At 34.0% G+C, this 13,792-nt stretch carries 15 protein-coding genes; 14 read left to right on the top strand and 1 reads right to left on the bottom strand.

All coding sequences use genetic code 11. The annotated features are described in order from the left end of the window. Nucleotides 1–85 precede the first annotated feature (85 nt). The 14 genes from E7Z81_RS04610 to E7Z81_RS04545 all read left to right on the top strand — a co-directional run bounded on the left by E7Z81_RS04610 (nucleotide 86) and on the right by E7Z81_RS04545 (nucleotide 13,148). Complete coding sequence (locus E7Z81_RS04610) at nucleotides 86–1,939, top strand: hypothetical protein (RefSeq protein ID WP_292744805.1); 1,854 nt, start codon at nucleotides 86–88, stop codon at nucleotides 1,937–1,939. Between the two features lie 237 nt (nucleotides 1,940–2,176). Then, a complete protein-coding gene (locus E7Z81_RS04605; RefSeq protein ID WP_292744803.1) occupies nucleotides 2,177–3,466 on the top strand; it encodes a uracil-xanthine permease family protein in 1,290 nt (429 codons plus the stop codon). Further along, entirely contained in the window at nucleotides 3,459–4,085 is a 627-nt protein-coding gene (upp, locus tag E7Z81_RS04600) for a uracil phosphoribosyltransferase (protein WP_292744801.1), read from the top strand. The genes E7Z81_RS04605 and upp overlap by 8 nt, the downstream gene beginning before the upstream one ends. A gap of 44 nt (nucleotides 4,086–4,129) precedes the next feature. Further along, on the top strand, nucleotides 4,130–4,555 hold the full coding sequence (locus E7Z81_RS04595) for an EamA family transporter (RefSeq protein WP_292744799.1): 426 nt from the start codon (nucleotides 4,130–4,132) through the stop codon (nucleotides 4,553–4,555). 9 nt (nucleotides 4,556–4,564) lie between these two features. Then, the gene (locus tag E7Z81_RS04590) at nucleotides 4,565–4,663 is read left to right on the top strand and encodes a zinc-ribbon domain-containing protein (RefSeq protein ID WP_292744797.1); all 99 of its coding nucleotides are present in this window, start codon (nucleotides 4,565–4,567) and stop codon (nucleotides 4,661–4,663) included. A gap of 240 nt (nucleotides 4,664–4,903) precedes the next feature. Continuing rightward, complete coding sequence (locus tag E7Z81_RS04585) at nucleotides 4,904–7,012, top strand: nitrous oxide reductase family maturation protein NosD (protein WP_292744795.1); 2,109 nt, start codon at nucleotides 4,904–4,906, stop codon at nucleotides 7,010–7,012. Between the two features lie 171 nt (nucleotides 7,013–7,183). Further along, the gene (locus E7Z81_RS04580) at nucleotides 7,184–7,621 is read left to right on the top strand and encodes a helix-turn-helix domain-containing protein (RefSeq protein ID WP_292744793.1); all 438 of its coding nucleotides are present in this window, start codon (nucleotides 7,184–7,186) and stop codon (nucleotides 7,619–7,621) included. Nucleotides 7,622–7,834: 213 nt separating this feature from the next. Then, nucleotides 7,835–9,220, top strand: coding sequence for an MFS transporter (locus E7Z81_RS04575; RefSeq protein ID WP_292744791.1), 1,386 nt, complete (start codon nucleotides 7,835–7,837; stop codon nucleotides 9,218–9,220). A 218-nt stretch (nucleotides 9,221–9,438) separates the two neighbouring features. Beyond that, entirely contained in the window at nucleotides 9,439–10,554 is a 1,116-nt protein-coding gene (locus tag E7Z81_RS04570; RefSeq protein WP_292744789.1) for a tocopherol cyclase family protein, read from the top strand. Continuing rightward, on the top strand, nucleotides 10,554–11,252 hold the full coding sequence (locus tag E7Z81_RS04565; protein ID WP_292744787.1) for a diacylglycerol/polyprenol kinase family protein: 699 nt from the start codon (nucleotides 10,554–10,556) through the stop codon (nucleotides 11,250–11,252). Before E7Z81_RS04570 ends, E7Z81_RS04565 begins: the two co-directional genes overlap by 1 nt. 125 nt (nucleotides 11,253–11,377) lie before the next feature. After that, nucleotides 11,378–11,653, top strand: a complete 276-nt coding sequence (locus E7Z81_RS04560; protein ID WP_292744785.1) for a 2TM domain-containing protein — start codon at nucleotides 11,378–11,380, stop codon at nucleotides 11,651–11,653. Nucleotides 11,654–11,656: 3 nt separating this feature from the next. After that, a complete protein-coding gene (locus E7Z81_RS04555) occupies nucleotides 11,657–12,097 on the top strand; it encodes a LytTR family DNA-binding domain-containing protein (protein WP_292744783.1) in 441 nt (146 codons plus the stop codon). A gap of 8 nt (nucleotides 12,098–12,105) precedes the next feature. Further along, the gene (locus tag E7Z81_RS04550) at nucleotides 12,106–12,537 is read left to right on the top strand and encodes a DUF3021 domain-containing protein (RefSeq protein WP_292744781.1); all 432 of its coding nucleotides are present in this window, start codon (nucleotides 12,106–12,108) and stop codon (nucleotides 12,535–12,537) included. A 41-nt stretch (nucleotides 12,538–12,578) separates the two neighbouring features. Continuing rightward, a complete protein-coding gene (locus E7Z81_RS04545) occupies nucleotides 12,579–13,148 on the top strand; it encodes an FmdE family protein (protein WP_292744779.1) in 570 nt (189 codons plus the stop codon). A gap of 136 nt (nucleotides 13,149–13,284) precedes the next feature. Here E7Z81_RS04545 and E7Z81_RS04540 read toward each other — a convergent pair whose 3' ends face one another. Beyond that, nucleotides 13,285–13,695: a DUF3795 domain-containing protein gene (locus E7Z81_RS04540; RefSeq protein WP_292744777.1), complete on the bottom strand. Its 411-nt coding sequence runs from the start codon at nucleotides 13,693–13,695 to the stop codon at nucleotides 13,285–13,287. Between the last annotated feature and the right edge of the window lie 97 nt (nucleotides 13,696–13,792).

Raw genomic sequence — 13,792 nt, 5'->3', positions numbered from 1 at the left:
TTTATTTCTTTTTTTTTAATGTATTTTAAATAAGGGTATCTTTTTTATAGGGTAAACTAAATAAATACATATATCAGGTGAATATATGAACAAAAGAATTAAATTTTTAATTATTTGCATGATTATTTCACTATTTTTAATTACAAATGTTAGTGCAAGTGATAATGTCACTTCAGATGATGCTAATAATACATTAACAAAACAGACTCCAACGATTTCTATAAACTCATCAAGCGTTTATACGGGTAAATCTGTTGGAATCTCACTGAAAGACTCTAATGGTGCATCCATCTCAAATCAAAATCTGTCTACTAGAATAAATAACGTTGATAAAGTGGTCAATACCAATAATAAGGGTGTTGCCAGTTTGGTTTTGAACTTGAAACCTGGCAAGTATGTTTTGAGCGTTTTGTTTGAGGGCAATGATGTTTACAGTCATGTAAATAAAACTTTCAATGTTAATGTCTTAAAATTATCATCATCCATTGATCCTGTGAATACTACGGTTTTAAAGAACAAATATTTCTATGTTTATTTAAAGGATAATTTGGGGAATGCTTTAAATGGTAAAACAGTGTCATTTAAGATTGATGGAAAAACATACAAGGTAACTACAAACGCCAATGGTCGTGCAGGAGTTAAAATAACTTTAAATCCCAATGCAAAATATTCCATAAAAGTTTCATTTGCCGGAAATAATTATTATAATTCCGTTTCCAGAACTATTTCTCTGATAGTTCCGGCCACAACCTCAATTGTCATAGGCAATAGTAAATTGCTCACAAACGGGTATTTGAGAGTTTATTTAAAAAGTTCAACCCTCTCAGCAATTTCCAATAAATCTATTAAAATAAAAATAGGCAGCAAAACTTTCACTAAAACAACTAATGCTGAAGGTATTGTAATTTTCAAGCCTAAAATGGGTGCAGATAATTACACCGTTGTCGCCAGCTTCGATGGAAGTTCCACAATCTTTTCATGCAGCGATGAAAAAAATGTGAGAGGTATTGTTGGAAATGTAAAAAATCCATTAAATCAGAAAATTCCTACTGTAAACGGCACTCCTGACATTGACGTAATGCCGTCCAATTATGTAATGGGTGATGGAGATATGAAATACACTCTTTTAAAATCCCAATATAAGGAAACCATTAAAAGAGACAGTTATTACTTGTATCTATATAAGAAATTGCCGAAATATGTTTATTTCAAAACTAAATACGGATCAGGCAAGCAGCATATTTTGGTACGTGAAAAATGGAATGTCATTGAAAGGGCAATCAATACTAAAATCGTTTTAAAAAATAAGAATGGCTATTGGCCGAGTTCCATTACGGTTTCCCTTAAAGGAAAATCATATTCTTACCCTTATGTTCGTGATATCCAGGATACCGATTATACCTGTGGACCGACCTCCGGAAGTATGTGCTCTCAGGTGTTAAAAAGTTATGTCTGTGAAAAACAGGTTGCAAAACTTTCAGGATCATCATATATTTATGGAACATTGTGCAAACAGCTGAAAAAGGGACTGGAAAAGTGTGGTTTCAAATGCAGTTACTTTTATAAATCCACATTCGATAAAGCAATCAATCAGCTTAAAAAAGGAGGATGTGCTTTAGTATTTCATACATGGAGTCATTATGTTGCAATTTTGGATGTCAGTGCCGACGGTAAGAAAGTTCTTGTAGGTAATCCTTCAGGAAGCTATGATACAGGAAGTCACAGCATTCCGACCAAATGGCTGACTGTAAGCTATATGAAGAAGATGTTCAACAATTATGATACTTCAAGTCTGATTGTTAAACTCAAATATTCATTGTCTTCCAAGACAAAAACTCAACTTAAAAACACTTATGTCTCCATGGGTGCGGGATGGGTGGCAAAAAACACCTCAGAAAGAATTCCGCAAATTAATAATCCAGACTACTACTGGGCATGAAAATGAATTTTTCCAGAAATTATGCACAAAGCATTAATTTCTTATAACTTTTTTTAAAAATAAAAAGTATTTATAATTTTATTCAGATATATAATATTAATCGGAGTTTGTAAATAACATTTTTTAGAATTATATTTACAAATTTTAGATTTTTTGTGAAATATTTTAAAATATTCAATAAAATTTTTTAAAAATATTAATCAATATATGGAAAATATAGGAAAATTTTGTGATATCATGGTAGAAGAAAATAGTAATATGCTGCTGGGTACCGGTGATAAGCCGGATACTCTCAGATGGATTTTACTTGCTATCCAGCATGTGTGTGCAATGTTTGGGGCCACTATATTGGTTCCTATTGTTGTAAACACTACTGCGGGTGCAGATATCCTGTCAATCCCTGTAGCATTAGTTTCATCTGGTTTAGGTACATTAATTTATCTGATTTGTACCCGTAATAGAAGCCCAGTATATCTGGGAAGCTCGTTTGCTTTCATTGCTCCTATGGTTGCCGGTTATGCAATAGGTGGTACTGGAAGCGTATTTACAGCTTTAATGGTTGTAGGTATTGTATATGTAATTATTTCACTGATTATTCGTATGACTGGCCCTGGATGGATTAATAAGTTGCTGCCTCCAGTAGTTGTCGGACCAATGATTATGGTAATTGGTCTGTCTCTTGCTCCAACTGCTATTCAGGAAATTGGTCTGGATCTGCCAGCAGTTCCATGGACTTTTTTATTTGTTGCGTTTATTTCATTTTTAGTTACTGCATTGGTTGCAGTTCGTGGAAAGGGAATCCTGCAGGTAATTCCATTTTTAGTAGGTATTATTGTAGGTTATATTGTAGCAGCCGCTCTTGGTATGGTTGACTTTTCAGGAGTAATGGCCGCTAACGTCATTGAAATCCCTAAATTCTACATGCCGTTCATGAACTATAACTTAAACTTCGCAGCTATCCTGACAATAGTTCCGATTGCACTTGTAACAATGGTGGAGCATGTCGGGGACCACAAGGTACTGAGTGAAATCATCGGACGTGACTTGATTGAGGATCCTGGTCTTCAAAGAACACTTCTCGGTGACGGTCTTGCAACATTTTTAGCTGCTGTTCTGGGTGGTCCTGCAAACACAACATACGGTGAAAACACTTCTGTTGTGGGAATGACCCGTGTTGCATCAACTTATGTTATCGGTTTAGCAGCAGTTATTGCAATCGTATTTGCATTTTCAGGACACTTGACTGCACTTTTAACCGCTATTCCACAACCTGTACTGGGCGGTATTTCAGTATTGTTATACGGATTTATCTGTGTCAACGGTTTAAAAATATTAATCAACAACCAAGTTGACTTTAACAATACCAAAAATGTTGTTGTAGCTGCAACAATGCTTGTTTTAGGATTAGGTGGAGCAGCATTATCCATCGTTTATGCTGATTTATCCATTTCTATTTCCGGAATGTCTCTTGCAGCTATAATTGGTGTAATTCTTAACTTATGCATACCGGAGGAAAATCATGAATGAGATTGTATTGTGTCATCCGTTAATAACTCATAAGCTTGCAATTCTAAGAGATGTTAATACTGGAACCAAGGAATTCAGAGAATTGGTAACTGAAATAGCAACTATCTTATTGTATGAAGCTATGAGGGATGCAAAACTTGAAAAAGTAACTATCCAAACTCCTCTTGAAGAAATGGAAACTGGAATGCTTAATGAAGACAAGTATGCCATTGTTCCAATTCTAAGGGCTGGAATGGGTATGGTTGATGGAATTTTAAATGTTATTCCAAATGCAAAAATAGGACATATCGGGCTTTACAGAGATGAAGAAACATTTGAACCAGTTGAATATTACTATAAAATGCCTGAAGGAATCGACAAAAGAGAAGCTATCGTTATTGATCCTATGCTTGCAACAGGTGGAAGCGCATCCGCAACAATATCCAGACTTAAACAGGATGGTGTATCCAAAATTAAGCTGCTTTGTATTGTAGCAGCTCCTCAGGGTATAAAAACCATTGAAGATGACCATCCTGATGTGCAAATCTTTTGTGCAACAGTGGATAGGGAACTGAATGAAAATGCATATATCCTGCCGGGTCTTGGGGACGCCGGTGACAGGGTATACGGAACTAAATAGTGAAGTTTAACTTCACTCATTTTTCTTTTTTTGGTGATTTTTTAATGTGGAAACTGATTTGGCCTATTCTGATTGTAATTCTATCAAATACATTTTATAATATCTGCATGAAGTCAATGCCAAGTGATGTGAATGCTTTTGGTGCATTGATGGTTACATATCTGGTTGCAGCTATTATTTCCGGAATCATTTTTGTATTTGCAGTAGGTCCTTCAAATGTGGGGGCGGAACTTTCCAAAATTAATTGGACCTCCATTATTTTAGCATTGGCCATTGTAGGCCTTGAAGTAGGATATGTGTTTGTTTACCGTGCAGGATGGACTGTTAGTACAGCAAGCGTAGTTGCAAATATAGGTCTTGCATGTGTTCTTCTCGTTGTAGGCTATTTCCTGTATAAGGAAAACGTTTCTTTCAACCAGATTTTAGGAATATTTGTATGCATGGTAGGTTTGATTCTGATTAATGTTTGAGGTGATGATATGGTATGTCCAATATGCGGTTCATGGATAGAGGATGGTGAGCTCTATTGTCCGGAATGCGGGTATGAAGTGTTATGTGACGGTGAAGATGATTTCTGATTATTTTTAAATTCCACTTTTTTTCATTATCGATATAAACTGATTTAAATATCTTATCAGACTATTTTTTTTAAAATTGTATATTTTTTGATAAAACTTATTTAAAAATTTGTTTTTTTAATTTTATTCAGTTGTTCATTTAAAAGGTCAATAATATATACTATTAAGTTTATACATTACAATATAAGGATAATTTTCAATAATTACTTCTTTATATATTTGGCATAAAGGAGGTGAAACATGAATAAAAAAACATTTATTGTGATACTATCTGTATTTATTTTATTAACGCTTAATTTCAGTGCTGCGCAGGAATTGGACAATGTTACAGATGATACTGTAAGTTCCGCATTTAGCCATGACATTCTTGAAAGTGTGCAGGATGGCGATTCCCCTCTTGAAGCATCCGATTCTTTAGCTAATACTCAAATTGATGTGGTCAGTAACACTACATTTGATGTAATCGGGGATTATTTTAAAATTAAATTGTCAGATGATCAGGGCAACGCAGTTTCCAATGCAAAAGTCATATTCACTATTGGTAAAACTTCCCATACTAAAAGTACAAATGGTGATGGAATTGCAGCTCTTCAAATAAATCTGAATGATGGAGTATACAATGTTACAACAAAGTTTTCAGGTGATTCCGTTTATAAATCATCTTCAAAAACAACAGAAATCACAGTCAATAATACTCGAACTGTCGGTTCAGGTCTTTCAAATTCAGAGATTCAAAAGATAATTGACGATGCGAAGGACAGAAATATCATACTGTTTGAAGGTTCAAGCTATTCAGGTATCAATCTTGTAATCAATAAGAGATTAACACTGATTTCAAATTCAAACACTCTATTGAAGTCAAGTTCATCAAGTCCCGTAATCACAATCAAGGGCAAAAATGCCTCTTCAACCATTATTAAAGGTTTTAGAATTCAAGGCAATGGTGACGGGATAGTTATTTCTGATTCTGATTATGTAAGAATAGTCAATAATGAAATCAGTACTAAAGGTAATGGGATTGTTGCAACTGGAACAACATATCTTAATATTACTAAAAACAAGATATCTGAAAATTCCAAATCAGGAATTGCTGTGGGAAATGCTGTATCCACATACATTTTCGATAATACAATTTCTAAAAATGGCGGCAACGGTATAGAAATGGCAAAGTCCGATAAAATATATATCCATGGAAATACTATTTCAAGCAATAAAAAGAACGGAATTGTTTCTTCAAAAAGTGCAAACGGCATTAATTATGGTGAAGAACCTAAAAATGTTCACATAAACAAGAACACCCTATCTAAAAATGAAGGTGACGGCATATTGATAAATTATGCGGGAGATAATCTCAACATCAAATCCAATAATATCATTGAAAATAAGGGAAATGGAATCTCCCTGGCACATGTCGGAAGCAATACAATTCAATCCAATATAGTGACTGATAACTGGGCTAATGGTATAAAATTCTTTGATAGCTATGTAAAACCTGAACATCAGGATATAAGTTATAATGCACTTTATAATAATATCCGGATGGATGTTGAAGCTAAAGAGACATATTATCAGGAAACAGGCTCCAGGCTAGAACTGGGTGACAACTGGTATACTGATCATGCAGGGATCTGTCCAAAAATCAGGTCAAATAATCTCAAATTCACAGTTACTCAAATCGGTCAGAATCAATTCCAGGCATTGTTTTTAGATTCAAACGGTAATGTTGCAAGTTTACTTCCGGATAGGACATTAACATACACAACAAATAATGGAAATAAAGTAAGTATTACTGTTAGTGGTGGGGCAGGAGTATTCACTGTAGATGCTAATGACGGTGATTTGATTAAAGCTACTGTTGACAATTCCAGAAGAGACAACACCTACAGCTCCGATTCCAAATCCGTTCAGCCTATTAATGGAGTAACACCTAGTTATGTTTACCCGGAAATTCCATACGATTCAATTGATGGAGGTAACGGCGATGGTAGCGGTGACGGAAACGGAAATGGAAACGGAGGAAATGGGAACTCCAATCAGGGAAGTCACGATAATACCGGAAACAGTACCCACAGTCAAGGTTCTACTCCAACAAGTAATGCGAACAATCCTCTAAACGATGTTTCACAGAATTATGAGAGTGAAACTTCTGTTTCAGCAGATTCTGCATCTGGAAGTGCTAGTGATGTAAGCAGTGGAGGATCACAGCAGCAGTCTGTGATGAAACAAATTATACTTGATGAAGATGATATCTATAGAGTCACAGGAATTTCATTTATTGTATTGCTGATAATATTGACAATTGGTTTTTATTATCGTGATGATATAAAAGAAATGAATTCTAAAAGATAATTATCTTCTTTTTTTATCTATTTTTTTAATTATTTGATTTATTTTTATTCTATTTTATTATTGAATGTTTTTCAGAGGTAAATAGTCGGAAAAACATGGGAAATACTACGGTTGACCGCATTGGTTTTTTGACAAAAAATTTTTATAGTATTTTATTTTAAAAATATCTTTATGAGTAGGCAGGCCTATGTTAATAAAGATATTCCTATTTCAGAAATTCGCAGAGTAAAACGAGATTTGGAGAAATTTGTGCTTTTATATGAGAAAATAACATTTATAGAAGATTTATATTCGGATGAAACTGTAAAAGATTCTATTAAAAAACATGGAAAAACTCCTCAAACAGGTTATAAATGGTTAAAAAGTTGGAATGAGGAAGGTTTTGATGGTCTATTTAGAAAAGGCAATTCCGGAAGAATTTCCAAACTGTCCGATTATCAATTTGATATTTTAAAAGAGAATATTGTTTCAAAAGGTTTGTCTAGCGTTTCTGAAATTAAAGAAGAAATTCAAAGGGAATTTGGGGTTACTTATTCGGAAAGACATTTGAGAAGGCTAATTTTTGATTTCGGACTTTTGGATATTATGAATTCAAATGATGATGTTTGATTTTTATGTATGATTTTTTATGTCCGATACCTTCTTTCTAACTAATATTTTTTAGATGAATTTTTCAGAGTGTAATGTTTATTTATCATTGTATTATTTTTATATAGTTTTGTACAAATTTTTAATTAAATATTTAAATAAAAATCATATAAATTAATTTTATATACTATTTTTGAATAATATATTTTTAAATAATTATTAGAGTGTATATTTATGAATGAGAATTTTGATAAAGGAATGTCAACATTAATAGTGTTCATTGTTGCCGCAGCAATATTAAGTGCTGCTCAAAGTGTTGTTACAACTGGAATTTCAGGCATCATGGCTGATTTCAATATCACTTCAACAACTGCACAATGGATCTATTCTTCATTTTTACTTGTTTTGGGTGTGATGATTCCATTATCTGCATTTTTCACACGCAGATTTAAAGTTAAGACAATTTTACTGGCGTCACTGTCACTGTTTTTAATAGGATCTTTGATAGCTTATATAGCTCCGAATATTGAAACATTGATTTTGGCCCGTGTGATTCAGGCTGTAGGTTCTGGAATTTTACTTCCTATAACTCAAATTGTACTTTTTAAAGTAATTCCTGAAGAAAAATGGCAAATTTATATGGGTTTATTTGGATTTATTATTGGAATAGCGCCGGCTATTGCTCCAACTGCAGGTGGTCTGATTATAGATTATGTCGGTTGGAGGTCAATCTTTCTGATATTTGCAGCTGCAATAGCAGTTTTAATATTGATAGCTTCAGTCGTTGTTAAACTGGAATTTGAAACAGGTCATTATCCGTTGGATGTATCATCATTAATATTATGTGTGCTTGCATGTGTGGGAATAATGCTCGGATTTTCAAACATTGCAGAAAACGGCTTTGATTTAATTTGGGTAATCTTGCCTATTGTTATTGGTGTAATTTCATTAGTGCTGTTTGTTAAAAGACAATTCGGAATTGAAACTCCATTGGTTGATTTGCATGCTTTGAAAAATAAGTATTTCTTCTTCGGCACATTATTTTCAGCATTGCTGTACTTTACAATGTGTGGATTGAATGTTATCATGCCTTTGTTTGTTCAAAGAGTAGCATTTCATTCAGCAACAGTGGCTGGATTAGTACTTCTTCCCGCAACATTGGTTATGATTGTATTTAACTTTATAGGTCCGGTAATGGCCAACAAATTTGGTGTAAGAAAAGTATTGATTTTATCCTGTATTTTTACTATCGTAGGGTACCTGCTGATGATGACCTATAAAGTTGACAGCAGCATTGAATATATGGTCATTACACAGATAGTGCGTGCAATCGGTGCAGGTTTGGGTCTAATGCCTGCTGTAACATGGACCATTGCGGTAGTTTCCGGTGATGTGGAAGATGCAACAGCAATTAACAATACCGTCAGACAGATTATAGGTGCAATTGGTTCTGCAGTTGCGGTAGTTTTAATGGCAATATTTGCTGGTGGAAATGTGGCCCGTAATGCAGCTTCTGTTACAGCATTCGGCCAGACCTCTCTGGTTATGTCAATTTTAGCTGTTGTTTCACTGGTGATTGTAATAATCTATATTAAAGATGAAATTCATGACCTGATGTAATTTCATTATTTTTTTTATTTTTTTTTCGATATTGCTAATTTAACATTCTATTTTTGATTTTATTTTCAAATTTGATGCAGATTTACTAAACGATTAATCTCAGGTTCAGGTATGGTGTAAATTCACGTTTTTTAAAGGAATCTATTAAATTTTACACTAAATTATTTAAACGGTTTTTAATAAATATAGTTATATCTATCTATCTTAGGAGGATTTTTATGAATAAGAGTGATTTGAAAAGAGATTATTATATGCTTAAAGGACCACTTGCCAAAAAGGGATATGATTGGTGGTGGCATTCATTAACAGCATACAATAAAAAAACTGGTGAGCCAAAACCATTTTTCATTGAATATTTTGTATGTAATCCTGACCTTGCTGAAGAAGAACCTACTTTAGGTCAACTTCCTGAAAATCAGAAAGCAGGTAAAAGACCATCTTATTGTATGATTAAAGCAGGTACATGGGGTAAAAATCCAAAACAAATTCACAATTTCTACTCAATGAAATATTTCAACTGCCCGGATGACGAGTTAAACATTCAAGTGGGTGACTGCAGTCTGACAGAAACTCATATGAGCGGATTTTCAAGAGTATCTGAAGAGGATGCTAAAAACCACCCTGAATATATGAGCGATGCCGGAGATATGATGTGGGATTTGGACATCGATAAAAAAATCACATTCAATGTCGGATATGGGGCAAATTCCTTTTTTAGAAAATTAAATGCATTTGAAATGTTCTGGCATGCCGAAGGAATCAAAACAGAATACAGTGGAACCATCTGGCTGGATGGTGAAGAATATGAAGTTATCCCAGAAAAATCCTATGGATATGCTGATAAAAACTGGGGAGGAGACTTCACATCCCCATGGCTCTGGATTTCCTCATGTAACATTACCAGTTTAATAACAGGTAAAAAACTGAATAATTCCGCATTTGAAGCTGGTGGTGGAAGACCAAAAGCATTCGGTATTGAAATTCCGCGTAAATTATTAATTGGATTTTACTATGAAGGAACCATGTATGAGTACAACTTCGCAAGATTCTGGAATAGGGTTAAAATAGATTTTGACTTCGAAGAGGGTGATGAAGTCCACACCTGGCGTGTAAATGCAAGCAATAAAAATTCCAGATTTGAATTGGTGCTTCACTGCAAACGTGATGAAATGATGCTGTTCAACTATGAGGCTCCAGACGGAAGTAAAAGACACAACCGCCTTTGGAATGGTGGAAGCGGTTATGGAGAACTAAAATTATACAAAAAAGACGGCACATTAATTGATCACGTCAAACTTGAAAATGCAGGCTGTGAATACGGAGAGTATTGCTGATGATATTCACAGACATCCTTGCATTAATTGTAGTATATATTTATGTAGCTATCATTTTCGTTGTAGCTGAAATGGTTTTAAAGACAAGGCCGGAAGTTTCACGTAAATTTTTACATATTATGGTAGGTAACATGATATTTGCCATGCCATTTTTCTCAGATCCGTGGGTTATGGTTTGGTTTTTAACACTGCCGATTACAATAGTGCTGTTCTTCTTGACTGAATATTCACCAATTAAAATCGAAAACAGCGTCACAGAATCCGGCCATGCATTAGGTTTATTCTTCTATGCGGGTATCTGGACAATTTTAATCGCAATATTTTCAATTATTGCTCCGCCAAACGATCCTAAATTCTATATCTGGATTGTTGCATTAGCTATTGTTCCTATGGTTTATGGGGATGGGTTTGCGGCATTAATTGGTCAAAAATTCGGTAAAGTCAAATATACCGTATTTGGAGGCACAAAATCTCTTGAAGGATCTCTTACAATGTTTGTCATTACTACTGTAATGAGCGTATTTGTTTGGATGGTTTTCTCTTCAATCGGTTGTGTAATGCCTGAATTCAATATTGTAAACATTATAGCTATTTCTGCTGTTGCAACATTATGCGAAGCATTCAGTTATGGTGGAATAGACAATTTAACTGTTCCTGCAATAACTTCAATTTTATATTATCTGGTAACTATCTTATAGTTACTATTTTTCATTATCTTTTTTTAGCATTTCAGTTATCGTATTTTGCATTTCAGTTAAGTTGATAACCAGCCATTTAAATATGATTTAACCAACTAATATTATCGATTAAAGAGGACGATAATATGTATGATAGTCTAAGGTCAAGAGCTGAAGAACGTGTTGACAGGAAAATAAAATTCTACAGGAACTTAAAAGCATATATAATTGTTAATGCAATACTTGTTATTATAAACGGATTATTTTCCCCAAGTTTCTGGTGGGTAATGTTTCCGATATTCTTTTGGGGAATCGGTGTCATTTCCGACTTTTTAAAAGCTTATGTATTCATTGACAATTTTGACAGTGAAGATTACAGGGAACGTAAAATTCTCGAAGAGATGGAAAAATTAAGGAATTAAATCATGAAAGTGAATTTGTTTGTTTCAAGAGATATTACAGAGCCGCATGCCGATATTCATACCAATGAACTGACAGGCAATGTGTCAAAAGCAATAGCTATTCTCGAAAGCGAGGAATCAAGCGGCATGATTGCAGTCAAGAAAGGTTCAGACATTGCCCTTCTTGAATTGGGTGACATATACATGTTTCGCGTTGAGGATAAGCAGGTTAACGTATACACTCAGGATAGTTCTTATGTGGTTAAAAAGGCACTCTATCAGGTTGAAGAATCATTAAACGGAGATTTTGTAAGAATATCCAAGACAACCATTGTCAATCTCAAAAAGATTCAAAGGGTGGCTCCTTCTTTAAAGGGCATGATGTTCATAGAGCTTAAGAATGGCCTTAAAGACAATATCTCAAGAAAATATTTGCCTGATTTTAAAAGGGCTCTGGATTTATAGGTGTTAAAATGAAGGTTACAGATATAATTGAAAGTTTGGCATTAGGCGCTTTCGTCGGTTGTTTTATAGGTTTGCTGGTTGCCGTCCTGATTTCACTTCAGGCAGGTCCTCAAAATATCAGTTTTTCAGGCGTAGACATTATTAATTTATTTTTGGGATGCATTGTTGCGGGATGGGCATTTTCCCTGACAGGCTTTATTTATGAAAGGGAAGACATTGCACTGCCATTCCAGATACTCTTTCAGATGGGAATCGGAATGACTGTGCTGTTTTTGATAGCGATATATCTTAAATGGATGCCGATTGAATTTGGAATCGGTCCGATTATAACCTGGATTGCAATTGCTCTTGTATTCGGAGCCGTTTTCTGGTGCGGTTTTTATGTTTACTATTATCTGATGGCGCATGATTTAAATAAAAAAATTGAATTAAGCAAATAATTTAGCAATTTTATATAATCATTAAAAATAAATATGATAATATGAATCAAAAAGATTATGATGAACAACTTGCAAAAGCAGTGGATTTTCACGGTCATCTTTGTGGAGGCATTGCAATTGGGACAAAACTTGCAATGTATGGTCTTGAACTTCTTGGGCTGCAATTAAATGAAAGGCATAAAAATTTGATCATTTTTCTTGAAATTGATAGATGCATGTCTGATGCTGTTCAGTCAGTTACCGGTTGTTCAATGGGCAAAAGGACTTTAAAACAGATGTATTATGGAAAATTCGCAGCAACATTTTACAATATGGAAAGTGGAGAAGCTTTAAGAATAACTGATGCCGATGCAAATAATAAGTTTAAATTTAAGGAAACAAAAGAAGAAATGATTGCCCGTTTTAGATGCACTCCTCCTGAAGATTTATTCAATGTTCAAAACGTTAAAATTGAATTGTCTAAAGGGGATTTGCCAGGCAAACCATATACTAAAGTATTTTGTTCTGTTTGTGGTGAAAAAGTATCCGATGGTAAACATAAATTAATCGGTGGAAAACCTATATGCAGGTCTTGTGCCGAAGGTTCATATTATGAATTGATTGAAGATTGAACTTTTTAATTTTCTTTGATTTGCATATATATCTTCAATTATTTTTTTTTAATTTTTTTTAATTTAATATCATATATTGAAGTTAACTGTTATTAATTTGATAATTATTCTCTTGAATGTAAAAATTATTAATCACCTATTTATTTAAATCAACTTTAAATCCGCACTCGCTGCAGGCTTTTGTCTGGAATTTCACAACTCCTCCACATTCGGGACATGTCCACCTTTCTTTATCATGAGACATCATACGGCCGATTCCTGTTGTTTTGATTCTTTTGGCACTGTCTAACGTGTTCAAATCATGCCTTTTGACATATTTTTTTGAATGCTTTTTCATAAGTGGACATGGAAACTCACTGCAACGTCCGCAATAACTGAAATTCTTACTGTCAAAGCATGTTTTGATTTTACATTTAAGACTGGCTTTGTTTTTCCCATCATCGCTAATTAAGCAACCTGCACAGGGATTTTGATATTTTTCACAGCTTATGCAGTTAATCCCACATGGTGCAAGCAATTTTGAATCAATTTCATCTGGCATTTTCATATTTTACACTCTCAAAGAAAATTATATTTGATGTAATATAAAAGATTTTCATAATAATTGCAGTTTGGAACTGCTGGAGATTGCTGTTGTCAGATTA

The organism is Methanobrevibacter sp., from assembly GCF_015062935.1.
Lineage (GTDB): Archaea > Methanobacteriota > Methanobacteria > Methanobacteriales > Methanobacteriaceae > Methanocatella.
This window is presented reverse-complemented; position numbering and strand designations above follow the sequence as displayed.

Bases quoted from the DNA above. Each gene is read 5' to 3' on its own strand.
- E7Z81_RS04550 (WP_292744781.1), top strand. From the start codon at position 12,106: ATGAAGGTTACAGATATAATTGAAAGTTTGGCATTAGGCGCTTTCGTC.
- E7Z81_RS04595 (WP_292744799.1), top strand. From the start codon at position 4,130: ATGTGGAAACTGATTTGGCCTATTCTGATTGTAATTCTATCAAATACA.
- E7Z81_RS04580 (WP_292744793.1), top strand. From the start codon at position 7,184: ATGAGTAGGCAGGCCTATGTTAATAAAGATATTCCTATTTCAGAAATT.
- upp (WP_292744801.1), top strand. From the start codon at position 3,459: ATGAATGAGATTGTATTGTGTCATCCGTTAATAACTCATAAGCTTGCA.
- E7Z81_RS04565 (WP_292744787.1), top strand. From the start codon at position 10,554: ATGATATTCACAGACATCCTTGCATTAATTGTAGTATATATTTATGTA.
- E7Z81_RS04585 (WP_292744795.1), top strand. From the start codon at position 4,904: ATGAATAAAAAAACATTTATTGTGATACTATCTGTATTTATTTTATTA.
- E7Z81_RS04605 (WP_292744803.1), top strand. From the start codon at position 2,177: ATGGTAGAAGAAAATAGTAATATGCTGCTGGGTACCGGTGATAAGCCG.
- E7Z81_RS04545 (WP_292744779.1), top strand. From the start codon at position 12,579: ATGAATCAAAAAGATTATGATGAACAACTTGCAAAAGCAGTGGATTTT.
- E7Z81_RS04575 (WP_292744791.1), top strand. From the start codon at position 7,835: ATGAATGAGAATTTTGATAAAGGAATGTCAACATTAATAGTGTTCATT.
- E7Z81_RS04560 (WP_292744785.1), top strand. From the start codon at position 11,378: ATGTATGATAGTCTAAGGTCAAGAGCTGAAGAACGTGTTGACAGGAAA.
- E7Z81_RS04555 (WP_292744783.1), top strand. From the start codon at position 11,657: ATGAAAGTGAATTTGTTTGTTTCAAGAGATATTACAGAGCCGCATGCC.
- E7Z81_RS04610 (WP_292744805.1), top strand. From the start codon at position 86: ATGAACAAAAGAATTAAATTTTTAATTATTTGCATGATTATTTCACTA.
- E7Z81_RS04570 (WP_292744789.1), top strand. From the start codon at position 9,439: ATGAATAAGAGTGATTTGAAAAGAGATTATTATATGCTTAAAGGACCA.
- E7Z81_RS04590 (WP_292744797.1), top strand. From the start codon at position 4,565: ATGGTATGTCCAATATGCGGTTCATGGATAGAGGATGGTGAGCTCTAT.
- E7Z81_RS04540 (WP_292744777.1), bottom strand. From the start codon at position 13,695: ATGAAAATGCCAGATGAAATTGATTCAAAATTGCTTGCACCATGTGGG.